Annotated in this window: 9 protein-coding genes; 4 read left to right on the top strand and 5 right to left on the bottom strand. The window is 37.1% G+C overall.

Annotation, left to right across the window (positions count from 1 at the left end):
• Position 1: 1 nt before the first annotated feature.
• From ubiE to J7R05_RS00735, 3 genes are all read right to left on the bottom strand, one after another.
• On the bottom strand, positions 2 to 784 hold the full coding sequence (gene ubiE, locus J7R05_RS00745; protein ID WP_208540770.1) for a bifunctional demethylmenaquinone methyltransferase/2-methoxy-6-polyprenyl-1,4-benzoquinol methylase UbiE: 783 nt from the start codon (positions 782 to 784) through the stop codon (positions 2 to 4).
• Positions 785 to 900: 116 nt separating this feature from the next.
• Positions 901 to 3330 carry a DNA topoisomerase (ATP-hydrolyzing) subunit B gene (gene gyrB, locus J7R05_RS00740; RefSeq protein WP_208540769.1) on the bottom strand — a complete coding sequence of 810 codons (2430 nt, stop codon included), beginning with the start codon at positions 3328 to 3330 and terminating at the stop codon, positions 901 to 903.
• 682 nt (positions 3331 to 4012) lie between these two features.
• Entirely contained in the window at positions 4013 to 5545 is a 1533-nt protein-coding gene (locus tag J7R05_RS00735; protein ID WP_208540768.1) for a YifB family Mg chelatase-like AAA ATPase, read from the bottom strand.
• A 471-nt stretch (positions 5546 to 6016) separates the two neighbouring features.
• Here J7R05_RS00735 and J7R05_RS00730 point away from each other — a divergent pair, with 471 nt between their 5' ends.
• Both J7R05_RS00730 and J7R05_RS00725 read left to right on the top strand, forming a co-directional pair.
• Positions 6017 to 7924, top strand: coding sequence for an autotransporter assembly complex protein TamA (locus tag J7R05_RS00730; protein ID WP_246468184.1), 1908 nt, complete (start codon positions 6017 to 6019; stop codon positions 7922 to 7924).
• Positions 7924 to 12570 carry a translocation/assembly module TamB domain-containing protein gene (locus tag J7R05_RS00725; RefSeq protein WP_208540766.1) on the top strand — a complete coding sequence of 1549 codons (4647 nt, stop codon included), beginning with the start codon at positions 7924 to 7926 and terminating at the stop codon, positions 12568 to 12570. Before J7R05_RS00730 ends, J7R05_RS00725 begins: the two co-directional genes overlap by 1 nt.
• A gap of 26 nt (positions 12571 to 12596) precedes the next feature.
• Here the strand turns inward: J7R05_RS00725 and J7R05_RS00720 are convergent, their stop codons facing one another.
• Both J7R05_RS00720 and infC read right to left on the bottom strand, forming a co-directional pair.
• Positions 12597 to 14363 (bottom strand): ABC transporter ATP-binding protein, encoded by a 1767-nt coding sequence (locus J7R05_RS00720; protein WP_208540765.1) that lies wholly within the window; start codon positions 14361 to 14363, stop codon positions 12597 to 12599.
• Positions 14364 to 14576: 213 nt separating this feature from the next.
• Positions 14577 to 15095 (bottom strand): translation initiation factor IF-3, encoded by a 519-nt coding sequence (gene infC / locus J7R05_RS00715; protein ID WP_010703209.1) that lies wholly within the window; start codon positions 15093 to 15095, stop codon positions 14577 to 14579.
• A gap of 210 nt (positions 15096 to 15305) precedes the next feature.
• Here infC and J7R05_RS00710 point away from each other — a divergent pair, with 210 nt between their 5' ends.
• Together J7R05_RS00710 and J7R05_RS00705 are read left to right on the top strand one after the other, a co-directional pair.
• Positions 15306 to 16097 carry an alpha/beta hydrolase gene (locus J7R05_RS00710; protein ID WP_208540979.1) on the top strand — a complete coding sequence of 264 codons (792 nt, stop codon included), beginning with the start codon at positions 15306 to 15308 and terminating at the stop codon, positions 16095 to 16097.
• A gap of 22 nt (positions 16098 to 16119) precedes the next feature.
• Positions 16120 to 16848 (top strand): M48 family metallopeptidase, encoded by a 729-nt coding sequence (locus tag J7R05_RS00705; protein ID WP_078689303.1) that lies wholly within the window; start codon positions 16120 to 16122, stop codon positions 16846 to 16848.
• The last annotated feature ends 197 nt before the right edge of the window (positions 16849 to 17045 follow it).

Raw genomic sequence — 17045 nt, 5'->3', positions numbered from 1 at the left:
TTCAGATCTTCCAGCCTGAATGTAATGCTGCAATAGCACCGGTGAGGTTGCGATATGATACTCGCGAGAAACCTGCACGACTAATCATATGGGCAAAATCATCTTGTTTGGGAAATTTACGAATGGATTCAACCAAATAGCGATAAGCATCGCCATCACCAGTAATGAGTTGACCAAGTTGGGGAATGGCATGAAAAGACCAAAGATCATAAATTTTATCAAGAAAAGGCATTTCGACGTTTGAAAACTCTAAACATAAAAAACGCCCGCCCGGTTTTAAAACACGCAAAGCTTGCTTAAGAGCTTTATCAATATGTGGCACATTGCGAATTCCAAAAGCAATTGTATAAGCATCAAAGCTTTGATCTTCAAAAGGAAGATCTTCTGCATTGGCTTCAACAAAATCAATAAAAGGAGCAAGACCATTTTTATGCGCACGCTCTTTGCCAATGTTGAGCATCGAATTATTAATATCAAGTACTGTAGCGTGAACTTGTTTGCGTGAAGCATTGAGAATACGAAAAGCGATATCACCCGTGCCACCAGCTACATCAAGAATTTTCCAGCCAGAAATCGCTGGTGGAGAGAGCCATGCAACCATGGAATTTTTCCACATACGGTGCAACCCAAGAGACATAATGTCATTCATTTTGTCATAGTTTGTCGCAACAGAATGAAATACATCATCGACCATAGACTGCTTTTGCATTTCATCAACTTTTTTGAAACCAAAAGAATATTCCATGCCACCGTCAGCCCCTACGCGTTTCATTTCAGCTGGCATATGTGACGACCTTTCTTATTTTTCTTTTATGTAAATGAAGAATAAAGAAAATTCTCATATACAAAAAAGTAATACGCAAAACCCATGGTGCTTAAGCTTAAAACAAAAAAGTACTTTTAGATATCAAGATTAGCAACGCTTAGAGCATTATTTTGAATAAAAACTCGCCGTGGTTCAACCTCATCACCCATTAAACGGGAAAAGAGAGAATCTGCGTCAGTTGCATCATTGATTTTAACTTGTAAAAGAGAGCGCGCATCAGGATCAAGGGTTGTTTCCCAAAGCTGTTCAGCATTCATTTCTCCAAGACCTTTATAACGCTGTAGAGTGATGCCTTTTTTACCGTTTACAAAGATACTTTCTAATAAGCTCATTGGTCCAAAAATATGCTCTAATTTATCTTTGCGACGCAAAAGAGTGGGAGGATTATATATTTCTGTGAGATTTTGACAAACACGATCAATTTGACGTGCATCTGCTGAATTTATAAGCCCTATATCGAGCACAACAGCCTCTTTAACACCGCGTAAAATGCGCTCAAAACACAAACCTCTATCTGTTGTACTATACCCACTCCAACCACGTTCCATATCATCAGCAATTAAGTCAAGGCGGTGCACGACATTATCTATTGTTTTTTGGGTTTTCTCTGGTGTTGCAAAAGCTTCAGAGTTAAAAACACCAGCAATTGCTGCTTGCTCAACAATATTGCGGTCATAACGGGTATGAAGACCATTTAACAGTTGGCGTAACAAACAAGCATCTTGAACAAGTTGGCGTAAATCAGCGCCTGTACGAATCTCACCTGTTGATAATTCTAATGCCGTATCTTCCAACCCTGCATCGATCAAAAATTCTTCAAATGCTGTTTCATTTTTAATATATTGAAAAGATTTACCACGTGATACTTTATAAAGAGGTGGCTGAGCAATATAAAGGTGACCACGCTCAATCAATTCAGGCATTTGTCTAAAGAAGAAAGTGAGAAGCAAAGTACGAATATGGGCCCCATCAACATCCGCATCTGTCATAATGATGATTTTATGATAACGTAATTTATCGGGCGAGAATTCATCTTTACCAATAGAAGTTCCAAGAGCGGTGATAAGTGTACCAATCATTTCAGATGAAAGCATTCGGTCAAAACGCGCCCGTTCGACGTTAAGAATTTTACCACGCAAAGGTAAAATCGCTTGATTTTGACGTGAACGCCCACTTTTAGCTGAACCACCAGCTGAATCTCCCTCAACGATAAAAATTTCTGATTTTGTGGGATCACGTTCTTGACAATCAGCAAGCTTTCCTGGAAGTGAAGTAATGTCAAGAGCTCCCTTTCGCCGTGTGAGCTCACGTGCTTTACGCGCTGCTTCACGGGCTGCTGCAGCTTCTACTACTTTACTGATGAGAATTTTCGCTTCATTAGGGTGTTCTTCTAGCCATGCTGAAAGACCCTCATTTACTAAATTTTCAACAATAGGACGCACTTCAGAAGAAACCAATTTATCCTTTGTTTGTGAGGAAAATTTGGGATCAGGAACTTTGACTGAAAGAATAGCTGTTAATCCTTCACGACAATCATCACCAGTTAAGTTAACCTTTTCTTTTTTTGTAATACCTGAAGATTCAGCATAACCATTGATTTGGCGTGTTAAGGCACTGCGAAAGCCTGCTAGGTGAGTTCCTCCATCACGTTGCGGAATATTATTGGTAAAACATAATACTTTTTCATGGTAGGAATCATTCCACCATAAAGCAACCTCTACACTCATCCCATCCTTTTCACTTGTAATGTAAATAGGATTATCAATGAGCACTTTTTTAGACTGGTCAATATATTTTACAAATTCAATTAACCCACCGTCATAGTGTAATTTTACTGATTGAACATCAGCATGGCGTTGGTCTGTGAGAAGAATGTGTACACCAGAATTTAAAAAAGCTAACTCTCGCAAACGACGTTCTAGAGTTTCGAAATCAAATTTAGTTTTAGTAAAGATTTCAGAGCTTGGTAAGAAGCTGATTTCTGTTCCACTTTCTGCATCGCAATCGCCAACAATTTTAAGTGGACAATCAGCCACTCCACGGGTAAACGACATTTCATGGATTTTGCCATTACGTTTAATTTGTAGTCGCAACCAAACTGAAAGCGCATTGACAACAGAGACACCAACGCCGTGTAATCCTCCTGACACTTTATAAGAATTTTGATCAAATTTTCCACCAGCATGAAGTTGTGTCATAATGACTTCAGCTGCTGAAACGCCTTCCGTTGGGTGAATATCAGTTGGAATTCCACGTCCATTATCACGAACAGAACAAGATCCATCGGCATGAAGCGTAACATTTACAAGGGTAGCATGACCAGCTAAAGCTTCATCAATAGCGTTGTCTACAACTTCGTAAACCATGTGGTGCAAACCGGAACCATCATCAGTATCACCGATATACATGCCGGGGCGTTTACGTACAGCATCAAGACCTTTGAGAACTTTGATGGAAGCGGCACCATACTCACTACTTGATGATGAGGTTGTTTCATCACTCATAAGTCAATCCATTTCTGTATTTGATATCAATATTTTATTGGCTCTGCTCAGGTTTAGTATTCTAATGTGTTGTTTACAATATGATTGCATTAAAACATTTACCGTATATCAAGTATATATTCAACATTTGTTACTCTATAATTAGGTGGATTAATTTTTCCATACGTAAATGATGTCAAATCTTTATTTTTTGCATTTATTTGATTAAAAGAAGAGCAGGAAGGTTTGATGATATTTTCTGTACTCAAGGATCGCTTTTCTTTGTGTTTATGCTTCAAAAACGTTTACAATGAGATTTACATTCCTACCTCCCATGTGTTCTGGATAAATGTATGAATTATTATGTTTTTTCTGACAATTTTGAAAACATCAGACATTTTAGCCTATAAAAACGCTCACTATTTCGGTCAAGTTATAGCTAAAAGAAAACAATATTTTTGATGATTATAAACTTTAATCTTAATGGCTGAATAACCTAATAAGTTGATTGTTTTATTTTATTTGGTGCTACTTTGTGTAGCTTTACAGTTGTCAGAGAGAAAAATGTGGAATATTTTTGCAAGAAATGCAAAATTAATTAATGCACTTAAGTTATATTCTTAAAATATTTGGAAATGATGGTAAACTAATAAAATTTTGTTTATATTATTTGCCGATTCATTTTTATTGACGAATAACTTCTTCAACCAATAGTTGTTAATTTTTCATTGTTTAATCGATAGGAAATGGCTTCTGCAAGATGATGGCGTGAAAGTTGATCTGCTTCATCAAGATCAGCGATAGTGCGTGCAACTTTGAGGATACGGTGATAAGCGCGTGCAGAAAAGCGCATTTTTTCACTAATATCTTGTAGCAATGTGGTCGCACTTTGATCTGGAATAGCAATTTGTTCAATAATTTTGCCAGGGCAATCACCGTTGGTGCGAATATGACCAAGGCCCAATTTTGCAAAACGTTTGGCTTGAATAACACGGGTTCGTGCAACGCGTTTTGCAATGTCACAGCTTTTTTCGGATTGTTCTGGTTGCATGAGATCCATAGCTGTTAGGGCAGGCACGCAAATGCGCAGGTCAATTCGATCGAGCAAAGGGTTAGAAATACGAGCTTGATAATCGCTCTGACAGCGTGGACCTTTAGCACAAACATGGCCTTCTTCGCCTGCCATGCCACATCGACAAGGATTCATTGCAGCAATCAGCTGGATGCGAGCGGGATAACTAATATGGTGATTAGCGCGAGCAATAATACATTCTCCACTTTCTAAGGGTTGACGAAGAGAATCAAGGACTTGTGGAGAAAATTCAGGCAATTCATCGAGAAATAAAACGCCATTATGCGCAAGTGTTACTTCTCCTGGTTTTCCTTTGAGGCCACCACCAATTATCGCTGCCATGGAAGCAGAATGATGAGGAGAACGAAAGGGACGGTGGCGTGAAATGGTATTGTGTACTATTTCTCCAGTAATAGAGGCAATCAAACAAACATCTAAAAGCTCGCGACTATCAAGAGGCGGTAAAATGGAAGGTACGCATTGAGCTAACATAGATTTTCCTGCGCCAGGAGGACCTACAAATAAAAGGTTATGCCGTCCAGCTGCGCATACTTCTAAAGCACGTTTGGCGGCTTTTTGTCCTTTAATTTCACAAAGGTCTGGTAATTCAGTTTGGATTGTGTATTGGCGTGGTTGTGGACGCTTTAGGATTTGTGTTCCTTTAAAGTGGTTGACAATAGCAAGAAGTGTATCGGGTGCAAGAATATCCATATCTGCATTTGCCCATGCAGCTTCAGGTCCGCATTGGTGGGGACAAATTAACCCTTTGTTAAGTGATAAAGCTGTCATTGCGGTTGGTAAAACCCCGTTGACAGCAGTAATAGATCCATCCAGTGATAATTCTCCTAAAATGATATAATTTTGTGCTATTTGAGGGGGAAGAAGTCCCATAGCGAGCATTAAACCTATTGCAATAGGAAGATCATAATGTGAACCTTCTTTAGGTAAATCGGCAGGTGCAAGATTAATCGTAACTCGTTTGTTAGGCATAGAAAGTCCACAAGCATGCAGAGCTGCTTGCACACGTTCACGGCTTTCTGCGATAGCTTTATCTGCTAATCCAACAATAGCCATTCCTATCCTACCAGGAGCAATCATAACCTGCACATCAACAGGGATTGCTTCTAAACCACGAAAAGCAATTGTTGTAACACGCGCGACCATAAGTCTCCCCCTTTTTTTGATTGTGAAAAAACAATCATATCTGCCTATAAAAATCAAGCAAGGTCTGTGTGCGATGCTTTTGATGGAGCAATTTATTTGTATATAAATAAATATATACAAGTTTTATGGCATAGTTACAGATGGGGATTTACATAAATTTAACTATGGTAATATTACAGCTCAAGATATTGTAGAATAAGCTAATAAGGATGTTTAAAAAAAGAAAAACGAGCCTATTTGTTTTTATAATATCAGAGGCTTATAAACACAGGAAAATGATATGATATCACCATAAAAATATTGTTTGATATAATCAAATGCGTGAAGAATTTAAAAAACAGACATATTTATTTTCTTTTTAGATGTTATGTATAAAAAACATACTATAGAATATTTATTTTAAGAGTATCTGATTTGGTAATATATCAGAAAAAAGTTTCATCGAAATCAAAAACTATATACAGCATATTTGTGGGCTTATGTTTAGTTTTTGCTTTTCCGCAATCGCTTGCAGCGTTTGAGCTTTTTGGCATTCATTTGTGGGGTAAAAAAAAGCCAAATCTTTCTTCAGGGGATATAAGTGGTACGGAAAAATTTTATCAAGTTGAAGTTGTTGTACCACAAGGTGCGCCGCAAATAGGGGCTCAAATAGTTAAAGACGTGTCTTCTCTTGTTGCTGATCAAGATAAAGCAGTTTCCAGTTCTTCTGGTTTATTGGCTAAAGCTCGTTCAAATTATCAAGCCATTCTTTCTGCTCTTTATGCTGATGGACGTTACGGGGGTGTTATCAGTATTAAGATTAATGGTCTGGAAGTTGCTGATTTGTCTCCTATGACTCAATTGCCAGTTCAATCTACCATTGTTATTACAGTTGATGCTGGGCCACAGTATGTTTTTAGTGCTGCAAGTATCACACAGACTGCTCCACTTATAAAAAAAACAAATTCAATGCCTTCAGTTAAAGAGTTGGGTTATAAGATTGGGGCTGTTGCAAAATCTGAAACTATTTTTAAGGCAGAACGATGGGTAATTGAAGGGTGGCGTCGACATGGACATGCTAAAGTTAACATTGTGAGCCGTGATGTGGTTGCTGATCACACTACGCACCTTATTGATGCGCAGATTATAACTGACCCTGGGCAAAAAGCTTATTATGGTTCTTTAAGTGTGCGTAATGTGAGTGAACAACCACGCATAGATTCAGATTATGTTAAATGGATAACAGCATTAAAGCCAGGTCAGCAATATAATTCTGATGCATTAGCTAAAGCTAATAAACGGCTTGCGCGGCTTGATGTTTTTCGTGCTGTCAATATACAAGAGGCTGATGCAATTAACCCTGATGGGAGTTTACCCCTGACGCTCGTTTTAGAGGAACGTAAACCACGACGTTTTGGTGTTGGTGGTAGCTATTCAACATTAGATGGCGCTGGTTTCGAAGCTTATTGGATGCATAACAATCTTTTTGGCCGTGCAGAACGCCTTAAAATTGAAACTAAAATAAGTGGTATTGGTGATCATAAAACAAAATCTTACAATCCAAAGAATTTTAATTATCTTTTTGGAACAACATTAACAAAGCCTGGTGTAATCACTCCTGACACAGACTTTGAAACAGAATTAAAAATGCAACGAGATAGCTTAGATAATTATACAACACAAGCTATCAGGGGAAAGTTTGGTCTTACCCATATTTTTAATGATAATTTATCTGGGCAGTTTGCTGTGGTCGCTTCTAATGGTCAGTCGCATGATGATTATCTTGGGAGCCGTGATTTTACGATGGTTGGGTTACAGAATGGTTTGATTTATGATAGCCGTGATAATAAATTTAATGCGACAAAAGGTTTGTATGGTGAAACGATAATTGAACCATTATATGAAGCGCATGCTAATGATTTTGTGACGAAAATAACAATAGAAGGTCGTTCTTATTGGGTGCTTGATGAACAAGACCGTTTTGTTTTTGCAACACGAACAAAACTTGGTACAATTATTGGCAGCGATAAAGCGAAGTTGCCTTCAGATATGCTTTTTTTTGCTGGTGGTGGAGGGTCTGTTCGTGGTTATGCTTATCACAATATTGGCATAAAGGCGAGAAATGATACTATTATTGGTGGACATGCACTTGTTGAAGGTTCAGCTGAATTACGTCTTTCTGTCAATGATACAATAGGATTGGTCAGCTTTATAGATGGTGGTCTTGTGAGGGAGAAGGCACATTTTGATTTTTCGCAAGATATTAAATGGGGGGTAGGCATTGGGGGACGTTACATGACAGGTCTTGGTCCTTTACGGTTTGATTTGGCTTGGCCTCTTAAGCGGGAGAAAGGTGATCCACGTTTAGGTTTTTATGTGGGTATAGGGCAAGCATTCTAATGAAAAAAATATTGCGTTTTTTTGCCTTCTTATTTGGATTTTCTTTTCTTGTAATAAGCTTTTTTGTTTTTGTACAGAAAGGTGATTCACCTTTTAAAAACATAATAGGAGGTGAGCGTTCATGGTTTGTTTCTTTTATTGAACACAAACTTTCAACGCCTAATCGTCAAATTCGTTTGCATAATGTACAAGGAATATTATCGTCTGAACCATCGATTGATGCCATTACAGTAAGTGATCATAAAGGTGTTTGGCTTACCATTACCAATGCGAAAATGAATTGGAATCGTTTAGCGTTGTTAAGGGGGCGTATTGAGGTTAACGAGATTTTGGTAGGGCATGTTACATTTTTACGCAAACCATACAGTTCTACATCTGTTTCTTTTTTGGAAGCTGATCAGTTTTCCATTCCCAAATTACCTATGTCTATTTCTGTCAATATGTTTAAGGCTGAACAGGTGACTTTTGGACAAAATCTTTTTGGTCTTCCTTCTGATGTATCATTAGAAGGACATTTAGCTTTAACCAATGCAGCTATTGATGCTGATGTAAAGGCTCATCGTTTGGATGCATCAGGTTATTTTTCTATTTTAACAAAGATATCCAAGAAAAGCCGTATAGCTCAAATTGATATTACCGCTAACGAGCCGCAAAATGGTATATTGGCTAGTATCTTTAATATTGAGAAACGCCCTGCATTAAATCTTGTCATTAAAGGTGATGGTACCTTTGATGACTTAGTTGTTGCACTTCGGGCAGAGGTTGATCGCCAACCTATTTTAAATGGCAATATTGTTCTTGCAGGGGTTTTAGATGGTCATAGCCTTTCTGCGCAGTTGGCAGGTACAATTGGCCTTTTAATGCCCTCTCAATATCGCAACCTTTTTGAATCTAATGTAACATTGGGAATAGAGGCGGTGATAACAAAAGAGGGTATCACACGCCTTGATCATATGGTTGTTCAAGGTAAAGCAATTAATGTTGTAGCTAATGCTGAGATAACAGCTGATGGATTTTTGCGGCGTCTTTTTGTTGATGGCAATATAGGTTTTGATCAAACAAATGAATCTGCTCGTTTATTGCCAGAAGGTCAAACACGTGTGAATAATTTTACTTTAACCATTGATTATGGTCGCCAAGATCAACAAGCTTGGAAAGGTCGGCTTATTGTACATCATTTGAGTAATGAAAATATTCATGTTCGTGATGCAGTTTTTGATATGGGGGGTGTGAGCGAAAATCTGGATGATCCAGCTTCCCGTCATGTTGGCATTCAGGTTAATGGTACTCTTCAGGGGGTTGCAAATACTAAGAATGCATTTGAAGATGGTCTAGATCAAACGATTCATCTCCATATAGATACAGATGTTGTCTCTGGAAAACCGATATTAGTTCATGATTTTAGTATTGTGGCTCAAAGTTTTTCTGCTTGGTTAAAGGGAGAAGTAAATCATTTTGTTTTTAAAGGGGATCTTGGTTTAAAAGCACAGACATTAGTTCCTCTGGGTATGTTAATTGGGCGACCAATGTCTGGGAATGCAGATGTTAAAGCCAAAGGGAGTATGAGTTTACTTGGTAGCACTTTTGATCTTGAGTTGTCAGGAGCTGCTGATAACGTGATGATAGGTACTAAGGCTGTTGATTCTTTATTAAAAGGAAAGCTTACCCTTTCAGGTAATGTTGCTCGAAACACGAAGGGCTTAATTTTACATCATTTGCAGTTGAAAAATGACTATGCCAATGTAACAGCTAATGGACATCTTTCAAATGTGAGTGCTGAGATGGATGTTTATGCTCAAATATCTGACCTTACTATGTTAGACCCGAGGATGAAGGGTGCGATCACTATAAAAGGTGCTGTTAGAGGACATAATAGTCTTATAATGGTCAGTACGCACGCTGATATTACTGAGGCACTTTTTATGGGTAAAAAGCTTCAAAATACAATATTAAATGTCAATGCATTGGTGGATAATACATCGGTTTCTTCTAATGTAACTGGCTTTGTAGAAGGTAAAGGGATTTTTGCTCAACAACCGTTACAATTGTCTGCTTCTTTTGAAGATTTCAACCGTATTTGGAAATTTCAGGATATCAATATTGAAGGAGCATCTACAAAAATAACAGGTGATCTTTTTCAAACGTTTGAAGGTTTTATAAAGGGAACTTTGCATATTGACGTTGACGATATCTCAACGTTTGCTGCGTTGTTTTCGCAAAAAGGTAGCGGAAGAGTAAGAGGAGAATTTGTTTTTGATGAACACAATGGTAAGCAAAAAACTAATCTGAAAATCAAGAGTGATCATTTAATATTTGCAAAAAATGAAATCAAAAAATTAGCAATGCAGGCTGATATATTCAATCCTTTCAATGCGATACAATTTGAAGGTTTTGTCAATGCAGAGCGTATTCAAACATCATTTATGGTGGCCGATCGTTTAAAATTTCACGCTGATGGTAACAGTGAGCGAACGGTTTTTAATGTTCAGGCGGTATTACCTAACAATACAAATACGCAATTTTCTGGTCGTATGATTACGGCAGGACTATTGACCGATGAACAAAAAATCCAATTCGACGCTATGGATATAAAATACTCCAATTTTCATGCAAAATTATTCACTCCAGCAACAATCATTTTTGGTGAGAACGGGATAACAATAAGTGAATTAGGATTTATTGTCGATCAAGGTAAGATTGTGCTTAATGGTACTCTTCAGGATGTTTTAAATTTGCATCTGACTATGAATGCTATTCCTGTAGCTTTAGCTAACCTATGGAAACCGGATCTTGGTGCGGTTGGTACTTTGTCAGGGCAAATTATGATTCATGGTCGTTTTGAAAATCCTGATGTGACCTATGATATAAAAGGTTATGAGCTGACAATTGCAGCTCTCCAAGAGAGAAAGATAAAACCTTTTATGTTTTCTGCTAGTGGTAAGGTGATAGATAAAACTTTTACTTTAGGGGCGAATTTAGCTGGAGAAGGGTTGCAAGCGCAAACACAAGGAACTGTATCTTTAGATAAAGGCGAACTTGATCTTCATATTGATTTGAAAAATTTATCTGTGCTTTTGTTTAACAGTTTTATTGAAGGGCAAGCTTTGAGAGGAGAGGTAACTGGTAAGGTCGATATTGGGGGGACATTGAAGGATCCATCTGCGCATTTTGAATTTTCTAGTCAAAATTTAACAATCAATTCTATGCTTCATAAGAATGCATCATTAATTAATATAAATGCTCGTGGTTTTTATGAAAAATCAACACTTCATATTCAGCATATAACAGCGACTGGATCTAAAGATTTGGATCTTTTTGTAAATGGGCGTCTTTCTTTGGATAATTCACCAACTGAACTGAGTGTTAAAGGTGTAATGCCTCTTGCTTTTGTTGATCAATTTTTAGCAAAACGTGGTGCGCATATAACAGGAATAGCAAAAATTGATGCTGTTTTAAATGGAACATTGTCTCAGCCACAGTTGATAGGATCTTTTTCGATAGTAAATGGTGGTTTTTTTGATTCGCAAACAAATTTGGAGCTAAGCAATATAATGCTTAAAGCCAAATTGAATGGCGATCATATAATTTTAGAGCATGCTTCTGCTCGTTCATCTGGTGAGGGATCTGTTTCTGTTTCAGGCCGTATTTCTACAGATCTGCAAACAGATTTATCTATTCACCTCGACCGTATCAATTATAATGATAGATCTATGATTTTTGCGACGCTAACAGGCAAAACAACAATGACTGGTCATTTGTTGAGCAATCTTGTTATTGATGGTGAAGTTACAGTTGAAAAGGCTGAAATTCTTATTCCTGATCATTTTCGAAATGCAACATTCCTTGATATTAGACATCATAATTTAACTAAATTAATTCTAAAAACGCTTGAACGTGCTGATGCTAAAGCTTACAGAAGCAATCATAATATTTCTAAAGAACCTTCTTCTGTTGTGCAATTAAATATGCAAATTAATGCACACAACCAAATTTTTGTTCGTGGTCGAGGTTTGGATGCTGAGTTGGGGGGACGTATTAGTTTAACAGGTCCGTTACATGATGTACATCCAGTTGGAGAGCTTCAGATGATTCGTGGACGGTTTGATATTCTATCACAACGTCTCAATTTTGATAAAGGACAGGTAAGTTTTAGTGGCAATCTCAATCCAACTGTTTATTTTGTTACTAACAGTAATAATGGCGACATTCATGTTACTGTAACAGTGAGTGGAACTATTGATAACCTTGATATTCAATTTGAGTCACAACCTGTTTTACCGCAAGATGAAGTATTAGCACGTTTGATTTTTAAGCGCTCTCTTAATGAATTATCGCCATTTCAAATTGCTCAACTTGCAGCAGCTGTAGCTGAGCTTGCTGGTGCTTCTAATACATCTTTATTGAATACTTTACGTGCTAAGGTTGGTCTTGATGATCTTGACGTTATTGTTGATGAAAATGGCAATACCGGTTTACGTGTTGGGCGTTATGTTCGCGATAATATTTATTTGGGTTTTGAGGCAGGGTTAGATGGCACAACAAAAGGAACAATTGATTTAGATATTTCACGCCATCTCAAGGCAAAAGGTGCTATAGGAAATGAAAACAATTCCAGTTTTGGTTTGTTTTATGAAAGAGAGTATTAAATACAAAATTTTTAAAAGCTAGTCGCCTAAAACTCTTGCTTTTTAAATTGAGTATTATGAAGCTTTTTATAAAGGCCTTTTTTCTTTGCTAACAATTCTATCTGAGTACCTTGTTCAACTAATTGCCCATTTTGTATTACAATAATTTTATCAGCATGCGCAATTGTTGAAAGACGGTGAGCAATCACAAGAATTGTACACTTTTTAGTAAGGTTTTGAATTGTCTCATTAATTTGAGCCTCAGCGTGTGAATCTAATGCACTTGTAGCTTCATCAAAAATCAGGATTTTACTGTCATGAAGTATTGCACGGGCAATAGCGATACGCTGTTTTTGACCTCCTGAAAGATTATTCCCATTCTCGCCCACTTGTGTATCATAACCTTGGGGCAAATCCATAATAAAGTCATGAGCATTGGCTGCTTTTGCTGCTTTTATAATATCATTGTTGTTGGCACCTTTTTTTCCAAGCCCGATATTATATTTAATAGTTCCTTGAAACAAAAAAGTGTCCTGCCCTACATAAGCTATGAGGTTTCGAAGGGAATGAAATGTGATGAAGCGAATGTCTTGATCATTAATGAATATAGATCCTTGTGTAGGGTCATAAAGGCGCATGATAAGATTGATAAGGGTTGATTTACCTGAACCAGATGGCCCCACCAATGCTGTCATTTTTCCTGCTTCTATTTCCAGGTTAATGTCGTTTAAGACTGTTTGATCATCCATATAAGCAAAAGAAACATTTTCAAAACGAATAGAGCAGTGTGTTTTATTAAAGTCTTTAGCTTCTTTATGTTCTATAACAGTAAGTGGATAATCAAGTATTTCGAACATTGTACGAATGCTGACCAAACCAGATTCAATTTTGACACGCACATTTGCCAATCGTTTAGCAGGTTCATAAATGAGGAGCAAAGCTACAAGAAACGACATTAATTCGCCTTGAACACCAGCACGCTGGGTTGCAAGATAGCCGGAAAAACAAATAATAACTGCAATTGCGATGCCGGCAAGCGTTTCCATGATTGGATGTGTAGCAGCTTCAAGCATTGCAATACTATTTGCTTGTTTTTCAACATCACAAATAGCTTTATTCATGCGTTTTTTCATCAACTCTTCTAACGAAAAAGCTTTAATTACGTGAATACCAACAGCAGTTTCTTGCATAACTTTGATAATTTCACCTAATGAGAGAAGTTCTTTTTCCATAAGGCCACGAATACGTTTTAAAGCCATTCGAACTCCTAAAAATGCAAGAGGTCCTACTGTTAAGGTAATGGCAATTAACGTAAAATTTTGAATAAACATAACAACCAAAAGGCCAATGACAGAGAGTAAATCACGCACAAAGGTTGTAATAATTATATCGATGATATTACGAGCTGCTGTTGCATTATGGGTTACACGAACAAGAAGACCAGATGAAGAATTATTTTGATAAAAAGAAACGCCTTGCTTCATAAGACGTGCGTAAATTTTACGCTGTTGTTCGGCAATGATACTATTGCCTGCTTTACTCAGACAATAGGTTTGAGCAAAAGTTGCAACCCCTTTGAGAATAAAAATAAATGCAAAAATACTAGAGATGAAAACAATCATGTTAAAACTGTGTCCATCAATAATATGATTGACGATATCACGCATCATCCATGCACTAATTGCAGTGGCCAATGCAATGATGATCATTGCAACAATGGCTGCACTATACCAGTACACATGTTTACGAAAATTCTCTCGTAAAAGACGGATGATAAGGTATTTACCAGAAAGGGATGTTTGCATTTTTGCCATGAAATACTTTTATTTTCTCTCATTATTTCACGCAAGATTAAAGTACTCCTTATAGAAAAGCAAACCCTCTTCTATAAGGAATACTCTCTAGAGAGATTTAGTGTGCCAATTTTTGTTTTCAAAAATATTACATCAACACTCTACAATATTTTAAGATCATATTCACAACTCGACCAAAACGAGTTGTATTAAAGCACGTTTCCTCAATTAAAATTATTTAGGTGCTATAACCATCATCATCTGGCGACCTTCAAGTTTAGGCTCAGATTCAATTTTAGCAATTTCACTTGTATCTTCTTTAACTCGCTGAAGAAGCTTCATTCCAAGATCTTGGTGCGCCATTTCACGGCCACGGAAACGCAAAGTAATTTTTACTTTATTACCATGATCAATAAAGCGATGAACGGCCTTAAGTTTCACCTCATAATCATGAACGTCAACATTTGGTCGCATCTTGATTTCTTTGACTTCGATAGTCTTTTGTTTTTTACGCGTCTCAGCTGCTTTTTTTTGATTTTGATATTTCAGTTTGCCTAGGTCAATAATTTTACAAACAGGCGGTTCTGCATTTGGCACAATCTCAACCAAATCAAGCCCAACATCTGCAGCCATAGCAAGCGCTTCTTGCGTTGCAATAATTCCCTGATTTTGTCCTTCATCATTAATGAGTTGAACGCAAGGAACACGAATATCTTGATTTGAACGTGGCCCATCTTTTTGGCTAGGCGTCATTTTAAATGATCGGCGAATGGTCTATGCTCCTTAATTTTGATTTATTTATAGAATGCCTTAATATACAATATCTATACAGAAAAACAATAAGAATTCATGTTTTTTTCACTATCGTTAATACAAGCTTATTTATTCGTTGTTTTAAGTTTAGTTTTGAAAAAAGAGGTTTTTCTTTTATAGTAAAAACTATTTTATTAAGGAAGAATGATGATAGATCAAAATATTCCTTGTCAGTTTTTTTCGTTTGAAGATACAGTTCTTGCTGTACGTCATCGTAAAGGTAGTCGTTCTCCGGGATTGGTTTGGTTATCTGGTTATCGATCTGATATGCTGGGAAGCAAGGCAATGGTGGTTGATGCTTTTGCTCAAAAAAATAATTTGTCTTGCTTGCGTTTTGATTATTCTGGTCATGGGGAATCAGAAGGAGATTTTTTTGAAGGTACGATTTCACGTTGGGTGAAAGAAAGTTTAGCGATTTTTGAAGCTTATTGTGAAGGACCACAAATTTTAATTGGTTCCTCTATGGGAGGGTGGATTGCTTTAAGGCTTGCTATGATGCTCGCGCAGCAAAATAAACCACTTGCCGGGATGATATTGATTGCGCCTGCTCCGGATTTTACACAAGCTTTGATTGAACCAACTTTGACCACGGTAGAATGGAAAGCTCTGGAAGAAAAAGGCTATTTTGAGCGTTCTTCAAGTTATGATTTAGAACCAACACCTTTTACAAAGGCATTACTTGAAGATGGGCGAAATAACTGTGTTATGAAAGGATGCATTGATATTGGGTGCTCAGTTCATATTCTACAAGGAATGGAAGATGAAATAGTTCCCTATCAACATGCATTAGCTTTACTTGATCATTTGCCTTTGCATGATGTAACATTAACACTTGTTCGTGATGCAAATCACCGGTTTTCACGTCCACAAGATTTGGATTGTTTTGAAAAGGTGTTGATGTCATTAATTAATCGAATCAATGAACCATCAAGATCTAGTTGATTAGATTATAGAGACATGATGCATGGCTATTTATGAGCAAGATTTTATTCTCTCTGATCGCGTTGTGCCTTTACGGGTACGAGAACATAAACATGCACGCCGTTTTACGTTACGCATTGATGCGGATGGACAGGGGATTTGTTTAACAATACCACCAGCGATGAATCTTAATGCGGTTCAGTCTTTCCTTGAAAAACATCGTTGTTGGATAGAAACACATCTTACTCATGTTCTCATGTCGCGTGAAAGTTCTGATCTCAAGGAGGGTGCAACAATTCCTTTATTGGGTGTTGCACACATTATAAAACATAAAGAAGGACGTGGGGTGGATGAAATCATTGCAGGTGGTATGGAACAAAAACCGCAAATTATTATCTATAGTCGGTTAGAATATTTGCCAAGGCGAATTGCTGATGTTTTAAAAAAACAAGCTAAAATCATTATAACACCGCTAGTAGAACAGTATGCACATAAAGTGGAACGTAAAGTTAAATCAATCCGTTATAAAGATATCAAAAGCCGCTGGGGGTCATGTTCGGTAGATGGGCGTTTATCTTTTTCATGGCGTCTTGTTATGGCGCCAAGAGAAATTGTTGAATATGTTGTTGCACATGAGGTTGCTCACCTTATCGAAATGAATCATAGATCACAATTTTGGGATCTTTGTGAGAAACTTTGCCCAGGTAGTAAAACTTATCATGCTTGGTTAAAGAAAAATGGTCATACATTGCACGCGATTAATTTTCACTAATACAAAGAATATTATGGTTATTTTTTAAACTTCATACATTTTTATTGATAATTATCTGCTATTTTTTGTCATTGTGTGCGATATCATCTCCTACTTTGTATTTTTATACAAAGTTTTTTGCCCTTTATAGTTTATGCATACCTATCGATTAGTGGGCTTATTGTAACAGATATTATTTTGCAAGCATTGACCAAAAT

The sequence above is a fragment of the Bartonella capreoli genome (assembly GCF_902813205.1).
Classification (GTDB): domain Bacteria; phylum Pseudomonadota; class Alphaproteobacteria; order Rhizobiales; family Rhizobiaceae; genus Bartonella; species Bartonella schoenbuchensis.
The sequence above is the reverse complement of the archived record's forward strand: the minus strand, read 5'-3'. Positions and strand labels throughout refer to the sequence as shown.

Bases quoted from the DNA above. Each gene is read 5' to 3' on its own strand.
- ubiE (WP_208540770.1), bottom strand. From the start codon at position 784: ATGCCAGCTGAAATGAAACGCGTAGGGGCTGACGGTGGCATGGAATAT.
- gyrB (WP_208540769.1), bottom strand. From the start codon at position 3,330: ATGAGTGATGAAACAACCTCATCATCAAGTAGTGAGTATGGTGCCGCT.
- J7R05_RS00735 (WP_208540768.1), bottom strand. From the start codon at position 5,545: ATGGTCGCGCGTGTTACAACAATTGCTTTTCGTGGTTTAGAAGCAATC.
- J7R05_RS00725 (WP_208540766.1), top strand. From the start codon at position 7,924: ATGAAAAAAATATTGCGTTTTTTTGCCTTCTTATTTGGATTTTCTTTT.
- J7R05_RS00720 (WP_208540765.1), bottom strand. From the start codon at position 14,363: ATGGCAAAAATGCAAACATCCCTTTCTGGTAAATACCTTATCATCCGT.
- infC (WP_010703209.1), bottom strand. From the start codon at position 15,095: ATGACGCCTAGCCAAAAAGATGGGCCACGTTCAAATCAAGATATTCGT.
- J7R05_RS00705 (WP_078689303.1), top strand. From the start codon at position 16,120: ATGGCTATTTATGAGCAAGATTTTATTCTCTCTGATCGCGTTGTGCCT.